We start from the raw sequence: 13,732 nt of genomic DNA, 5'->3' as shown, positions 1-13,732 counted from the left end.
TGCGCTTCCTCGTTTTCGTTGAGGGGCGCCTTCTAGGCCGCGATGCGCCTTGCAGCTCGCCACAATCGGACTCGGTCATCCCGCAGCCCTTTCGCCCCTGCCCTCATGCGTTATGATCCGGCCATGCTGAGCTTCGATGTCTGCAACGCCGCCCGCCTCCGCCGTGATCCCCGGTATGACGGCCGTTTCTTCACGGCGGTGAAGACCACGGGCATCTATTGCCGCCCGGTCTGTCCGGCCAAGCAGCCGCTGACGCGCAACGTCGCCTATTATCCGACGGCAGCGGCGGCCGAAGCCGCCGGCTTCCGGCCCTGCCTGCGCTGCCGGCCCGAAACCGCGCCGTTCTGCCCGGCCTGGAACGGCACGCGCTCCACGGTGGCGCGGGCCATGAAGCTGATCGATGACGGCGCGCTCGACGAAGGCTCGGTGGTCGATCTGGCGATGCGGCTCGGCATCTCCTCGCGTCACCTGGCGCGCCTGTTCGAGCGCCACGTCGGCGCCACGCCGCATCAGCTCGCCAGGACGCTGCGGGTCCAGCGCGCCAAGCGCCTGCTCGATGCCGGCGACGACAGCATGACCGATATCGCATTCCAGGCCGGCTTCGGCAGTCTGCGCAGATTCAACGCCGCCTTCGCCGAGCTCTACGGCCGCGCGCCGTCAAGCCTGCGCGCGCGGAGAGCTTAGCGCGCGGCGGAAGATCGCTCAGAAAAATCCGGGGCTGAGATCGAGGCCGTAGGTCAGGCTCAGCACGAACACGAACAAAGCGGCGGCGGCGAACAAAGCTGTCTGCTTGAGAATGAACGCACGCGGCGACGTGGTGGGGGCAACGACTTTCTGCGCAACGGGCATAATGGCCTCCATTATGATTTCAAAATTGGCCGCAACAATGCGGCGGCCGCATCAAGCAACCCGACGTGCAAAGCAACTGTTAAAAGGATCAAGCCCGTTATGAACGGGCATACATCACCGGCACATTCACGCGAACTTGTTCGCGGCCGGATTCTCAATCAGCGCATCGGTGTCAATTCATCGTGCCGAGACCTTGCACGATGCGATGCGCGAGCAGCGTCGACTTCGATCACGTGATGCAGATGGGTCCCGCCTCTCCGCGGAACCCATCTGCCGGTCACGATGTCAGCTTAGTGGGCCACGCCAACGGTCGCGGTCTTCACCTTGCGCGGGCTGAGCGCCTTCGCCTGGTGGACCGAGGCCAGCGTGGTCGGCGCAGCGGTCTGCTGCTCGACATGCGCGGCGCCGAGGACGCGAACCTGCAAGGGCGAGACCGGAAATCCGTTGGTCTCGTAAGTCGGCAGTTCGGCGGCGAAAGCCGCGGTGCTGCCCGCGATCGTCAGGATGGCGGCGGCGATCGACAGAGTCTTCTTGTTCATTGGTGATGCTCCTGAGTGGAAGAGTCGGAGCATATTTAGGCGCGTTTTGCTGCAATGCGACATGCTTTGTTGCATTGCAACAGCGCGTGTTATGCATGGCGATATGTTTAATGCGTACAAGGCGTTGGCCGAATCACCGCCGGCCGCGACATGACGGTTTTATGGACGGTGCTCAGCCACCGAGCACATTGCCCCAGCCATCGAACAGATAGGCCTTCCAGGCCACGGTTCCGTCCTCGCCCGGGCGGCTGGCCTGGCGGTAATCGTCGGCCTGGTCAGCGGTCCAGGTGATGATCGTATCCGTCAGGCGATCGTGCAGGATGGCGGGTTCGGTGGGATCGAAGGCGTCCATGGGACGAAGCGAGGAATGCGTCATGGCCCACCAAACGCGCCAGCCGCAACAAAGTTGCGGCAACGCGTCAGGCAAGACGCCCTCATCAAGCGGAGGATGCCCGCTCCGCACCCCGTCATCGATGCCGTGGCGCGACGCCCTATTTCAACGCCGTCGCCAGCGCTTGCAGCTTTCCGACGAGGTCGGTGCCGAGCGCATAGATGATCTCGATGATCGCGAGCGCGATGCCGGCTGCGATCAGGCCGTATTCGATCGCGGTGGCGCCGGATTCATCGGCGGCGAATTCAGCCCATTTGCATTTCAACTTCACAATCGTGTCCTTCCCAACTCTGCCGGAACGGCCGGCAGGCGAGAAATGCACGACCACAATCCAAGATTGAGTAAACCCAATGGCTTCAAGTTGACGACAATGAACGCCGCATTTGCCGACGATTCCCTTGAAAACTGCGGTGGGAACTCGCGTTGCAGCTTGGCAACACCTCCGCGAAAAGCCCGATTTCACCGAATTACGCCATTGCGTCGCCACACGGTCCTCCGAACAATCGAGGCGCTGCGTGCCTTTCCGTGCAAGATTGTTTTTGCATCATGACTGTTCCGACAGAGCGTGTCCGAACAGAACCGTTTGGAGGCAGGGATCATGAACGATCGGCGGTCTCTTCTGGTGGCGGTCGCGTGCCCCTCGGCCGTTCTCGCCGGCTGGCTGGCACTTTCCCTCTCCGCCTATGCCCCTGCCCTCATCGAGAACAGCGGCGCCAATGCCGCTGCCGTGTCGCGCGCGAAAGATCTCAGCCGGCTCGACCTCGCGGACGTGCCGCACGCTGCGACGATCGAGGACGGCATCGCCTTGACCGCCGACATCGCGGCTGCCGTCGCTGCGGCCCCGGCCCCGATGATCACTGAAGCGGTGCCCGAGCCTCCCGCCATGAAGCTCGCCTCGGCAGATCCGGCGCTGATCCTTCCGACGGAGACGGCGCCCGCGCCGCAGATATCGCCTGAACCAGAGCCCGTCATCAGCGAGACTGCTCCAGTTGCAGCGCCGGCGCCCGTCAAGCTCGCATCTGCCGATCCTACCGAGATCGTGACGACCGACGCGCTGTCCCCCGCGGCGATCGCGAGCGGCCCCGTTACGCCTGCGAGCAAGGCATCGCCGCCGGCCGACACCGTCGCCGTGCTCGACGAATGCTTCGTCATGGATGCCTGCATCGACCGCTACCTCTGGGCGCTCTATCAGCGCACCGCAAAAGAGGACTCGATCAAGGTCCAGGAGCGCCGCGCCGTCACCATCAAGCGCAAGGGCAAGACGGTCACGGTGATGCGCAGCTTCACCAAGCTGGTCGACCAGGATTTCACATGGAAGGATCCGAAGGCCGCCGAGCACGCCGGCATGTCGATGATGGACTACGTCATCGGCGGCATGGACAAGAGCTTCAAGCGGAAGCTGTTCCGCACGCTGCTCGCTGCGGAAGCCGCCGGACTCTCGCCCGGCATCACCAGCGCGTTCCGTGACGATTATCGCCAGTCGATCGCGAGCGGCCTGAAGGCCGCCTCCGACCGCTCCTATCACGGTGGCAGCACGCGCGGCGGCTACGGCCACGGCATGGCGGCGGATATTGTCAGCACCCAGGGCAACAACCGCGCGCAGCGCTGGGTCTCGACGGAAATTCTGTGGAAGTGGGTCGACGCCAACGGCAAGGCCTACGGCATCGGCCGGCCCTATCTCGGCCGCGATCCGCCGCATGTCGGCCCGGTCGACGGCGCTGAATACATCTCAAAGCGTGGCACGAGCGAGCGCAAGGAAGTCGCCAGCGCCAAATCGAAGAAGACGCGGACTGTTGCGAGCGCCAAGCCGTCAAAGGCCCAAAAGGCACAGGCCGCGCGTGAGCAGAAGAGCCTGGCCAAGCCGCAGAAGTCGGCGCAATCGACCGGCAAGCGCGCGACCTGAGGCCTACGGCTGGTGTCGCGGCGTCGGCAGCGGCACGAGCCGCATCTCGGCTGTGCCGGCGTCCTGCGTGCGCACGAGCACCGCAAAGATGGTCTCGACCGCGAGCCGTACCGCGGCCTCGGTCGCCTGGCCCTTGGCCAGATGCGCGGCGATCAGGCCGGTGAGGAGATCACCGGTGCCGTAGGGACGGATCGGCAGGCGCGACGTCGCAAAGCGCGACAATTGCCCGTCAGCGCACAGGATCGTCTCCACCTGCCCTTCGGGCGTATCGGTGAGCGTACAGCCGGTGGCGACGATTTCGATGCGGCCGGTCCCCGCCAACGCCGCACACGCCGCGCGCAGGCCCCGCGCATCCGCAGTTCTGAGGCCTGAGAGCAGCTCGAGCTCGAACTGGTTCGGCGTCGCCAGCTTCGCTGCCGGCAGCAGCCGGTGCCGGACCACGTCCAAAATGCCGTCGGCGACATAGACGCGGCCATCATCGCCGATCACGGGATCGCAGAGATAGACGAGCTTGGAATTCCGCGTGAGCGCCCGCTCGACGAAATCGGCGATGACGGCAGCGTTGCCCGGCGAGCCGAGATAGCCGGTGACGAGCACGGCGGCCTCATCGACCAGACCGCGCTCCTCCACGCCCGTCAGAAGATCGGCAATGAGCTCGGTCTCCAGCACCCGCCCGCGCAGGCTCGGATAGCGCGGATGATTGGACAGCAGCGTCGTCGGCACCGCCGCAACGTTCACGCCCTCCGCCTGGATGGCGTAGGCGGCCGCGCTGTTGCCGACATGGCCGTGGACCACCTGGCTTTGAATGGAGATCACGAGCATGAAAGAGGTCCGTAAGGTCAAACGTCGTGTGTGGCAAGAGTAGCCTCAGCGTCGCGCCAGCTCGCCGAGGTAAGCGCAGAACATGTCGGCGAGCCCGTCAGCATGACGCGCGATCTCGGCCTCGCTGCGCGGCGTCTCCGAAAACCGCTTGCCGACCTCACTCAGCGTCGTCTTGATCAACTCGCCGGCAAGCGCGCGGGTCGCCTCGGAGGCTTTGGGCAACGCTTCCCGCATGAACGCCGCGATGATCCCCTCGCCGGCGGCGCGCGCGTCCTGCGCCTCGGGCGCGTCGCGATAGAGCGGCGCGGCATCGCTGAGCGCGCCGCGGATCGCGGCCTCATCGCACTCGGACAGAATAAAGGCATGGACCAGCGCGCGCAGCCGCGCCGGCGGCGGCTTCACCCGGTCTTCGAGGATGCCGCGCAAAAGGTCACTCGTGCGCCGCCACTCATCGCTTTGCAGGCGGAACAGGATCGCGGCCTTGTTCGGAAAATATTGATAGAGCGAGCCGACGCTCACCCCGGCCCGCTCCGCCACCCGCGCCGTGGTGAAACGCTGCGCGCCCTCCTTGGTCAGGACCTGAACAGCAGCATCGAGAATGGCCGCGACAAGCTCGCTGGAGCGGGCCTGTTGCGGCTGTTTTCGTGAAGAAATTGAACGGCTTCGACGATCGGCCATGGCTCACTCAGGCAATGCGAATAGGAAATGCGACGAATTAGTCGTATTTCACTCGGCACGCAAGCGCGCGTTTCTTCGCCAACTCTGGAGACCTCATATGACCACCCCGACCATCACATCGCTTGCGCCGCTGCTGGACCGCCTGTTCGACGAGGCCGAGGCGGCAAATGGCGCAACGCGCGTCGCCGTCGCAGATTTGTCCGACGCAGATCGGGCGCGCTTGATGCGAAGCAAGACCGACTATCGCGACCTCTACGGACGCCTGAAGGACGCGCCGCTCGCGGTCTCGCGCGAGACGGGCCACCTGCTCTACATGCTGGCACGCAGCTCCCGCGCCCGGGTGATCGTCGAGTTCGGCACGTCGTTCGGCATCTCGACGCTGCACCTCGCCGCAGGCCTGCGCGACAATGGCGGCGGCCACCTCATCACGAGCGAGTTCGAGCCGTCCAAGGCGGCGCGGGCGCGGGAGAACCTGATCGCCGGCGGCTTGATCGATCTGGTCGAAGTCCGTGAAGGCGACGCGCTGAAGACGCTCAGCACCGATCTGCCCGACAATGCCGACGACAGCCCGGACTATCTGGCGCGCGTGCGCGCGCCCGGCAGCGGCTACATGTCCACGCCCTTCGCCGAAGACGTCGAACTCTCGATGCGGATCAGCTGAACACCGGCCGAAACGCCACGAAATTTTTCGAGCCGCCGCTTGTTCACCACGCGGCGGCTTCATGCTGCGTTGCCGGGTGTCGCAGCCGCGTCACGCACACGTGATACCTCGTCCTGGTCAAAGCCGGACACGGCGTGCTAAACATACCTACCGCGCGGTATCTTTCTATCGCCCCCGCCGGAGCTGACCATGACCTCCGCCTTCAGTGCCTACGCAGCGCTCGCCCTCGCCATCGTTCTCGAGGTCACGGCGTCCGCCTTCCTGCAGCAATCCGCCCAGTTCAGCCGCCCGTGGCCGACGCTGGCGATGGTGCTGTTCTATGTCGCCTCGTTCTATGCGCTGTCGGTGGCGATCCGCGTCATCCCCTTGAGCATCGCCTACGCGATCTGGGGCGGGGTCGGCATCATCCTGACGGCGACCGTCTCCTTCGTGCTGTTCCGCCAGATGCTGGACTCCGCGGCCTTCGTCGGCATCGCGCTGATCGTGTCAGGGGTCGTGGTCATCAACCTGTTCTCGCAGACCACGGCGCATTGATGCCGGAGAACCGCTACACCCGCGCCAAGCAGCCCGAGCAGGTCCGGCGCGCCCTGCTCGACTGTGCCGCGGCGATCGCCATGGACCACGGCGTCGCCGGCGTCACGGTGCAGGCGGTCGCAGTGGCGGCGGGCGTCACCAAGGGCGGGCTGTTTCACCACTTTGGCAGCAAGCAGGCGTTGATCGAGGGCCTGTTTGCCGACCTGCTCGCGCGCGTCGATGCCGAGATCGACGCCGCGATTGAAGCCGATCCGAAGCCGCGCGGCCGCTTCACGCGGGCCTATGTGAATGCCGTGTTCACCGGCAAGGCCTTCGGCTTCGCGACCCCATGGGCAGCGTTGAGCATGGTCGTCGTCACCGATCCGCCGCTGCGCCGGCTCTGGAACGACTGGATCAAGGCGCGCCTGAAGCGTCATCGCACGACCGACGACGCGCCCGATCTGCAAATCGTGCGTCTGGCCGCCGACGGCGCATGGCTCTCCTATGTCACGACGGGACAGACGCGGATGAGCGCCGAGCTACGCGCCGTGCACGCACGGCTGCTCGCGCAGACCAATCGGCGCAGATAGCGGCCTCGCACGCCCTACTGGCTCTGCACCGGCTTGGGCGGATGCGGTGCGGACCGGGTGGGCTTCTTGGCGGGTTTGGCAGCAGCGCGCGGCGGCGGAGTATCGACTGACTCAAGATACGCCGCGAGCGCCTTGGCCGAGTCCGAGCTGGTCGCGTAATGGTCCTTCAGGAACCAGGTTAACGTCAGGCTGAAGCGACCCTTGGCCAGGCCGCGCGGACTGCGATGGCAGGTCGCACAGCCCTCAGCGAAGAGCTTTGCGGGCGGCTTGCCGGCGTCGAGATTTTGCGCGGCGGCGACCGTCACCGTCAGAACAGCGGCGGCTGCAAAAGTCATCACGGGCACGATCCGATCGCGCCCCAGTCGAAACAGCGATCCCAAATGCCGTCCCCTCGCCCGCCCTTCGGTCACGCCGCCGACAGCTGATCGAACTCCGGCGGTGCGTAGGCCTTGCCGTCCTGGTCGGTGATGACGACCCGCCATCCCTCGCTCGCCCACACCTTCGCCTTCGCCACGATGAGCAGCCGGCTCTCGCGAGCGAAACTGTACTTCTCGTTGTCGCGTTCTGCGACCATCTTGTAGGCCAATTCGCATCCCCTTGCGTCGCCCTGCACCCGGCCTCCTCGTGGCAGCGGGCTTTGGCGGCAATTCGCCGGGAGCATGGCAATTTGGTGCCAACCGCAGGCATGGCTCCGATGATCGGCGCCGGCGACCGGCGTCGAGCCGTGCCCCGCTGGGATGCGATTCCGGCCCGCCGCAGGTTTTCCCTGCGACGACGGGGCCGTCTACCAGCCGTGCTGGACCATGGCGTGCCGGATCGACCGCCGGGGGCGGCCCGTCACGGCAGCAACGGAACCGCACGTCCCATGGCCGAGCCCCCGCTAGTGCACGCGGATGATGTGGGGTCGGCCGAGATCGATCAGCCCCTGCACCGCGGAGAGGCGGTCGTCGAGGGCTGCGATGGTGAGCAGCAGGTTGTTGCGACGCTCGTCGAGCATGCCCATCTCGGCGCCGGTGAGCTTTGTGCTCGTCCGTTCCTTGTGGATCCCTTCGAGGGATTCGCGCAGCCCGGCAATCAGGCCGGTCAGCTGTTTGGCCTCCTTCGTCATCGAACGCTTCGCGACATTTTGGCGGCGCGTCTCCGCCTGGCTCTGTCTCATATCATCCTCCCGTGCCCCGCTGCCCCGAGTGGATGCTTACACCTTTGGGTAGACATGTTACGATCGATGAAATCTGCCCGCGAAGATCTGACTTAAATTGTAAAGGCCTCGGCACGGCGAAGAAAAAGCCCGGCATCAGGGCCGGGCTTTTCCTTGCAAAGCTAGTGCTTCTGATGTCCGCCGGCGGGCCCGCCCGCCGGGGCGCCGCCGCCACGCGGGGCGGCATTGATATGCGGAGCACCACCCCCGCCGCCGTGCGGCATGGCAGGCGCGGCCGCGCGCGGCGCCGGCATCTGCGCACGGGCATTCATCGGCGAACCATGGCTCACGCTTGGCTGGGCGACATGCGGCGTCGCGGGACGTGCTGAAGGCGCGGCCGACGCACGCGGCGCTTCATGCGTGCGGGCCATCGGCTGCGCGCGCACCGGGGCGCGGGTCGCGGCCTGCTCACGCATCATGCGGGCTTGTGCATCACGCGGATTGCGGGTCTGCACATTGGTCCGCTCATGCGCGATGCGCTCACTTGGTCCAACGCGGGTCCGGTCGGGCGTAACCGCAGCGCCGCGCTTGGCGACCGCAGCGTCCCGCCTCGCGATCGCAGCGTCGCGCTTCGCGATCGCCGCATCGCGCTGTGTAGTCGCGGCGTCGCGCGTTGAGATCGCGGCGGCTCCCTTGCCGCGCACACCGCTGCGTTCGAGTGCGATCGCCCCGTCGCGCGTTGCCGCGCGGCCGATGCGGGCCGCGCGCGGATCAATCGTCATCCGCGTCGCGACGCTCTGATGAGAGGTCCAGTAATTACTCCAATAGGCATGGCGTCGATACCAGGGACGTCCCCCATAGTAACTCGACCAATACGAGGTCAGCACGAAGGGAACGACGGGCACATCGATCTGGTCGACATAGTCGGGGAGATAGACGTAGTGATTGCGATAGAGATATTCGAGATATTGCGACGACACCCAGCCGCGATCATCGGAGAAGCTGACGTCGCACCAGGCATTGCCGCGCAGGCAGCCATGGATGTTGACGCGGGCGCCCCCGGGGATGCGATCGACCAGGGGAAAGCCTGAACCCGGCCCGGCGCGCAGGCCGGTCGAGACGGTGACGATGCCCGGCGCGGCCAATGCGGCTGTTGGCGCGAGCAGCAATGCGGCAACCAAAACGCTCTTGAATGTCATGGCGTGTTCCTCCTCTTTCGAGTCGGAACGCGCGGGCAGAACAGGTGTTCCGCACATGGCGCGCCCATCCATCGAAAGATTGAAACGCGTGCCGCGCGCGGTTCAATATTCATCCGCCATTCATCGGCGCAACGCGTAAGCGGCGCTGGCGGACCGTCAGTCGACCTGCAATCAGTTGGCCTGCAACATGAACGCGTCGAAGTACGACGCAAGCCCGGCGAAGTCAGAGAGCGGCAGCACGTTCGCGACATACTGGTCCGGCCGCACCACGACCATGCAGCCGGCTTTCCGATCGATGCCGCGCATGGCGAAAACGTCCTGGCCGCTCTTGAGGTCCGGACAGAACATCTTCTCGTAGTCGTACAAGCCGTAACGGCCTTTGCTCGGAAGCAACATGGGCGGCATCGCCTCGATCGCGAGTTCTCGATGATCCTGCTGAAACACCACCCGCAGATCGATCACGCTGTCGATGTCGGAGCTTCGGGTCGTGTATCGCCGGATCGGAGATTTCGGGGATTCCGCGAGAAAATTGCACAATTTACGAATGGCCGAGTCCGATGCTGCGGGATTTTCAGCAGGCGAAAACGCATAGATCCGGAAGCGGCCATCAGCCTGCGCGGCGTGGCCGAGATGAAACGGCTTGGCATCCGCCAGCCGTATCACCGGGGCGGAATGGAAGCGCTTGCCGATGACGAGGCCTTGCGCGAGGTGCTGATGCGAGGCTGCACCAGTGAGGATCGATGGCGCGTAATGTGTCGCCGTGCCCGCGGTGTAGCGGCCATGCCTGACAAAATAGTCCTGCGTCCTGGCGGCGTCGGCGCCGCCCGCTTTTGCTGACGAAGCCAGAATCCCCGCCCACTCGCGATCAAAATCGATCAGCTCTTTCGCAACCGCCTGACGCTCCGCCGAATAGGAATGCAGCAGGTGTGGGGCGCACTGCTTCCGGAGGACGGCGGCAAGCTTCCAGCCGAGATTGAAGGCATCCTGCATCGAGACGTTCATGCCCTGCCCGGCTTTCGGACTGTGGGTATGGCAGGCATCGCCGGCGATGAAGATGCGCGGCAGGCGCGTTGCGATCTCGGCTTCCGGCACGTCGTCGAACTTGTCGGTGAGACGCTGGCCGATCTCGTAGACCGACCACCAGGCGATCTCCTTCACGTCCAGCGTATGGGGCTTCAGGATCCTCTGCGCTTTCGCAATCACGTCATGGGCGGTGATGTTGCGGCTGGCGACGCGCTCGCCGACATCGAGCTTGGCGAGCTCGACATAGATGCGGACCATGTAGCCGCCTTCGCGCGGAATGATCAGCAGGCTGCCGTCCTTCGCCGATTGGATCAGCGACTTGAAGCGGATGTCCGGAAAATCGGTCACCGCCAGCACGTCCATCACGCCCCAGGCGTGGTTGGCGGAATCGCCATGCAGCTCGCGCCCGATCGACTTGCGCACGGTGCTGCGCGCGCCATCGCAGCCGACGACATAGCGCGCCTTGATCGTCTCGACCTTGCCCTCGCTTCCGACATCAACGCGTTCGAGGCGCGCGGTCACGGCATGGTCGGCTGGACCCGCGTCCGGATCGATCTCGAGGTCGAGCAGGCGGCGGCTGTAATGTGGGGCGAGCTTGGCCGGCGATTTGCGCATCACGTCCAGAAAGCCGTCATGGATGCGCGCTTGGTTGAGGATGACATGCGGGAATTCGGACAGGCCGTCCTCGACGTCCTGCACCCTTCCGCTGCGGACGATGGTCTCGGGCAGGCGCTCGTCCGGCTTCCAGAATGTCGTCTCGTTGACCCAATAGGCCTCCTTCAGCACGCGCTCGCTGAAGCCGTAGGCGTGAAACATTTCCATGGTGCGGCAGGCGATGCCGTCGGCCTGCCCGACCAGCAAGCGATCCGGCTTCTGCTCGACGATGCAGGTCTTGATGTCGGGGAATTGCGCGAGCTGGGCAGCGAGCGTGAGGCCCGCAGGACCGCAGCCGACGATGAGGACATCGACCTCGCTAGGCACGGCGCCCGCCGCGCCCGGGGCCTGAACGCGCTCGGCGGGGTCGGCAATGTCAGGGTCGCCCGGCTGAAATCCATTCAGATGGAATTGCATGAGCCTCTCCCGTCAACCTGTTTTGATATTGCTCAGTATGCTGACTATCAGTATACTTGTCAACGATCGCGCACCGCCCCGCCTTCGAGGAGAATTCGGTGAAAGACAACAACGACATGCCCGGGCATCTGGCACGCCGGTTCCAGCAGATCGCCGTCGCGGTGTTCCTGGCCGAGGTCGAGGATGCCGGCTTCGATCTCACGCCGGTGCAATACGCCGCGCTCGCGACCATCAAGGCCAATCCGGGGCTCGACCAGGTGACGCTGGCAGGCTTGATCGCCTATGACCGCACCACCATCACCGGCGTGATCGACCGCCTCGTGCAGAAGGGACTGGCCGAGCGCCGCGCTTCCAGCCGCGATCGCCGCGCCCGCGAGCTCGAGATCACCGACGAAGGCCGGCGCACGCTGCGCAAGATCACCCCAGCCGTGGAATCGGCCCAGCGCATCCTGCTGCGTGGTCTCAGCGCAAAAGAGGGCGAGGATCTGATGCGGCTGCTGCGCAAGGCGATTGCCGCCGGCAACGATCTGAGCCGCGCACCGCTGCGCGAAACTCCGGTATGATACGGTATGTTTGCCCGCAATTGTCGCAGGGCTGCGAAACCTTGAACTAACCTTCGGCTGCTACGGTCCGCAACATTCTGCGCTTAACGCGCGATTAACTTTGCGCTTCGGGGGTTCGGATGTTCAGGTTTCTCATCGCGGCCGCAGCCATCGCACTCACGTCCGGCCATGCGCTCGCAAACGGCCATGGCGGCGGCGACCCTCCTCCGCCCAAGCCTGAAGCGACGGTCGCGCCGGCGAAGGTTGTTCTGACCAAGCAGGGACCCAAGCTCGTCGATCTCAAGGGCATGACGCTCTACACTTACGAGCGCGACACCACGGGAAAGACGTCGAACTGCAACGGCAAGTGCACCGAGAGCTGGGTGCCGCTCGCCGCGACGGCCGACGCCAAGGCGGTCGGCGACTTCACCGTGATCAGCCGCGACGACGGCAGCAGGATGTGGGCGTATCGCTATCGCCCGCTCTACACCTCCCCCGCCGACAAGACGCCGGGTGAAGCCAACGGCAATGCGACGACGCTGCAATGGCGCGTTGCCCGGCCTGAGAACTAGAGCGAGATCGTCACCGGTTGTCGCGACCGGTCGGGCCGGCCAGTTCGTTCGGAACGGGCCTGAAGGCCGGCATATCTGCGCTCGGCTGAAGCGGCTTGATCTCGGCATCCACCACCACGGGCCCGGTCGCGAACCAGAGCACCGCCACGGCCGCGATTGCCAATCCCGCGCCAAGCGCCGCAAGCTCTTTCATGTCTCCGTCCCAGGCGATCAGTTGCTGAGGATGACGCCATGTTGGTGGCGCGACGGATGATCGGCATCGACCAGCGTGTTCGGATCGGTCGCGATCACGGCTTCCGGTAGCGGCATCGGCTCGAGGCCGGCGAAGCGGCGGTAGATCGCGCCCATGACAGCCCCGCAGAATGCTGCCGGCACCACGAGAAAGGCAAGCAGTGGCACCGCGAACGCAAGCAACAGCATGCAGGCGAACGCCGCAACGCCGCCAATCGCCGCGTACTCCCATGCGTTGCGGCGGCTCATCGCTCGCGCGGCGTGGTGAACGCAGAGCATGAAGATGCTCGAAGGAATGACAGAGATTACCATCATGACCATGAAGGTCTGCGCCGGGATCACCGCCGCGAAGATATGTGCGGTGCTCTTGTCGCCGAAACCGTTCATCAGCAGCGGCACCAACGTGTAGGGCAGCAGAGTTGCGAGCACCGTCGGTATCAGCGCGGCGATGATGATGCCCGCGAAGGACGTGCGGACGCGAACCGGCCCGTTGAACGCCAGCGGCGGCCGCTTTCCTGACGCGTCGGCAGCGGAAGCATCCACGGCTACGCGCGCAACAGGGCTCAGCCCGGCGAACTGGCCGTAGAGGAAGCCACCGATCATTCCCGCAATGGTCGGCAACAGTCCGATCGTCATCACTGTGCCGTCGCCGGGCGCCGTCAGCTGGATGTGGTTGCGGATCGCAATGCCGTAGCTCACCGCCGCCATGACGCCGCCCATCAGGCCGTAGGCGAGCCGGCTGGAGACCGTCCATTGCCGCAGCACAATATGTCCGGCGAACAGCAAGGCGGCGTTCATCGCCATGCGGCCAGCATACAGCACCAGGATCTGATCCGGCGCGGGCACCCCCACCGGATCGTTCACCTGTCCGCCCGCGAGGGCATAGACCAGCAGCACGGCTTCGACGATGGCCAGCGGAATCAGCGCTGCGAACAATGCGCGCGGCGAATTCTTCACGAGATACATGCGAGCAACCCCTTGCTCGCTGCACGCTAGGCGCGAGACGTTAG

The 13,732-nt window shown here is 65.2% G+C and carries 20 protein-coding genes; 7 read left to right on the top strand and 13 right to left on the bottom strand.

Annotated elements, in window-relative coordinates:
• Positions 1-123 precede the first annotated feature (123 nt).
• Complete coding sequence (locus tag GGD62_RS01945) at positions 124-684, top strand: bifunctional transcriptional activator/DNA repair enzyme AdaA (RefSeq protein WP_026202855.1); 561 nt, start codon at positions 124-126, stop codon at positions 682-684.
• An 18-nt stretch (positions 685-702) separates the two neighbouring features.
• On the opposite strand, the gene GGD62_RS01940 is transcribed toward GGD62_RS01945, so the two are convergent.
• From GGD62_RS01940 to GGD62_RS01925, 4 genes are all read right to left on the bottom strand, one after another.
• Entirely contained in the window at positions 703-849 is a 147-nt protein-coding gene (locus GGD62_RS01940; RefSeq protein ID WP_183230836.1) for a hypothetical protein, read from the bottom strand.
• Positions 850-1,139: 290 nt separating this feature from the next.
• Positions 1,140-1,388 carry a hypothetical protein gene (locus GGD62_RS01935; protein ID WP_179730619.1) on the bottom strand — a complete coding sequence of 83 codons (249 nt, stop codon included), beginning with the start codon at positions 1,386-1,388 and terminating at the stop codon, positions 1,140-1,142.
• Positions 1,389-1,560: 172 nt separating this feature from the next.
• Positions 1,561-1,815, bottom strand: coding sequence for a hypothetical protein (locus GGD62_RS01930; protein ID WP_246799974.1), 255 nt, complete (start codon positions 1,813-1,815; stop codon positions 1,561-1,563).
• Positions 1,816-1,879: 64 nt separating this feature from the next.
• Entirely contained in the window at positions 1,880-2,044 is a 165-nt protein-coding gene (locus GGD62_RS01925; protein ID WP_210317737.1) for a Flp family type IVb pilin, read from the bottom strand.
• A 333-nt stretch (positions 2,045-2,377) separates the two neighbouring features.
• Here GGD62_RS01925 and GGD62_RS01920 point away from each other — a divergent pair, with 333 nt between their 5' ends.
• On the top strand, positions 2,378-3,682 hold the full coding sequence (locus tag GGD62_RS01920) for a hypothetical protein (RefSeq protein ID WP_183706910.1): 1,305 nt from the start codon (positions 2,378-2,380) through the stop codon (positions 3,680-3,682).
• Between the two features lie 3 nt (positions 3,683-3,685).
• Here the strand turns inward: GGD62_RS01920 and pdxY are convergent, their stop codons facing one another.
• A complete protein-coding gene (gene pdxY, locus GGD62_RS01915) occupies positions 3,686-4,504 on the bottom strand; it encodes a pyridoxal kinase (RefSeq protein ID WP_183706909.1) in 819 nt (272 codons plus the stop codon).
• A gap of 45 nt (positions 4,505-4,549) precedes the next feature.
• Positions 4,550-5,182, bottom strand: coding sequence for a TetR family transcriptional regulator (locus tag GGD62_RS01910; protein WP_183706908.1), 633 nt, complete (start codon positions 5,180-5,182; stop codon positions 4,550-4,552).
• 97 nt (positions 5,183-5,279) lie between these two features.
• On the opposite strand from GGD62_RS01910, the gene GGD62_RS01905 reads away from it, so the two are divergent.
• The 3 genes from GGD62_RS01905 (at position 5,280) to GGD62_RS01895 (ending at position 6,946) form a co-directional block, all read left to right on the top strand.
• Positions 5,280-5,843, top strand: a complete 564-nt coding sequence (locus GGD62_RS01905; RefSeq protein WP_183706907.1) for an O-methyltransferase — start codon at positions 5,280-5,282, stop codon at positions 5,841-5,843.
• A gap of 189 nt (positions 5,844-6,032) precedes the next feature.
• Positions 6,033-6,377 carry a multidrug efflux SMR transporter gene (locus GGD62_RS01900; RefSeq protein ID WP_092262009.1) on the top strand — a complete coding sequence of 115 codons (345 nt, stop codon included), beginning with the start codon at positions 6,033-6,035 and terminating at the stop codon, positions 6,375-6,377.
• Positions 6,377-6,946, top strand: coding sequence for a TetR family transcriptional regulator (locus tag GGD62_RS01895; protein ID WP_183706906.1), 570 nt, complete (start codon positions 6,377-6,379; stop codon positions 6,944-6,946). Before GGD62_RS01900 ends, GGD62_RS01895 begins: the two co-directional genes overlap by 1 nt.
• Positions 6,947-6,960: 14 nt before the next feature.
• On the opposite strand, the gene GGD62_RS01890 is transcribed toward GGD62_RS01895, so the two are convergent.
• The 5 genes from GGD62_RS01890 to GGD62_RS01870 form a co-directional block, all read right to left on the bottom strand.
• Positions 6,961-7,281, bottom strand: coding sequence for a hypothetical protein (locus GGD62_RS01890; RefSeq protein WP_179731385.1), 321 nt, complete (start codon positions 7,279-7,281; stop codon positions 6,961-6,963).
• A 71-nt stretch (positions 7,282-7,352) separates the two neighbouring features.
• Positions 7,353-7,559 (bottom strand): hypothetical protein, encoded by a 207-nt coding sequence (locus tag GGD62_RS01885; protein WP_018322958.1) that lies wholly within the window; start codon positions 7,557-7,559, stop codon positions 7,353-7,355.
• 267 nt (positions 7,560-7,826) lie between these two features.
• Complete coding sequence (locus tag GGD62_RS01880; RefSeq protein ID WP_244550826.1) at positions 7,827-8,054, bottom strand: hypothetical protein; 228 nt, start codon at positions 8,052-8,054, stop codon at positions 7,827-7,829.
• A gap of 212 nt (positions 8,055-8,266) precedes the next feature.
• Positions 8,267-9,283, bottom strand: coding sequence for an SH3 domain-containing protein (locus GGD62_RS01875; protein ID WP_183706905.1), 1,017 nt, complete (start codon positions 9,281-9,283; stop codon positions 8,267-8,269).
• A gap of 171 nt (positions 9,284-9,454) precedes the next feature.
• Positions 9,455-11,377 carry an FAD-binding monooxygenase gene (locus GGD62_RS01870; RefSeq protein ID WP_183706904.1) on the bottom strand — a complete coding sequence of 641 codons (1,923 nt, stop codon included), beginning with the start codon at positions 11,375-11,377 and terminating at the stop codon, positions 9,455-9,457.
• 98 nt (positions 11,378-11,475) lie between these two features.
• Between GGD62_RS01870 and GGD62_RS01865 the strand changes: the two genes are divergently transcribed.
• The gene (locus GGD62_RS01865; RefSeq protein WP_026202849.1) at positions 11,476-11,940 is read left to right on the top strand and encodes a MarR family winged helix-turn-helix transcriptional regulator; all 465 of its coding nucleotides are present in this window, start codon (positions 11,476-11,478) and stop codon (positions 11,938-11,940) included.
• 119 nt (positions 11,941-12,059) lie between these two features.
• Positions 12,060-12,491, top strand: coding sequence for a hypothetical protein (locus GGD62_RS01860; protein ID WP_018322953.1), 432 nt, complete (start codon positions 12,060-12,062; stop codon positions 12,489-12,491).
• 10 nt (positions 12,492-12,501) lie between these two features.
• On the opposite strand, the gene GGD62_RS01855 is transcribed toward GGD62_RS01860, so the two are convergent.
• Positions 12,502-12,684 carry a hypothetical protein gene (locus GGD62_RS01855; protein ID WP_018322952.1) on the bottom strand — a complete coding sequence of 61 codons (183 nt, stop codon included), beginning with the start codon at positions 12,682-12,684 and terminating at the stop codon, positions 12,502-12,504.
• A 17-nt stretch (positions 12,685-12,701) separates the two neighbouring features.
• Positions 12,702-13,688, bottom strand: a complete 987-nt coding sequence (locus GGD62_RS01850) for a hypothetical protein (protein WP_183706903.1) — start codon at positions 13,686-13,688, stop codon at positions 12,702-12,704.
• Between the last annotated feature and the right edge of the window lie 44 nt (positions 13,689-13,732).

The organism is Bradyrhizobium sp. ERR14 (assembly GCF_014198235.1).
Taxonomy (GTDB): domain Bacteria; phylum Pseudomonadota; class Alphaproteobacteria; order Rhizobiales; family Xanthobacteraceae; genus Bradyrhizobium.
This window is presented reverse-complemented; position numbering and strand designations above follow the sequence as displayed.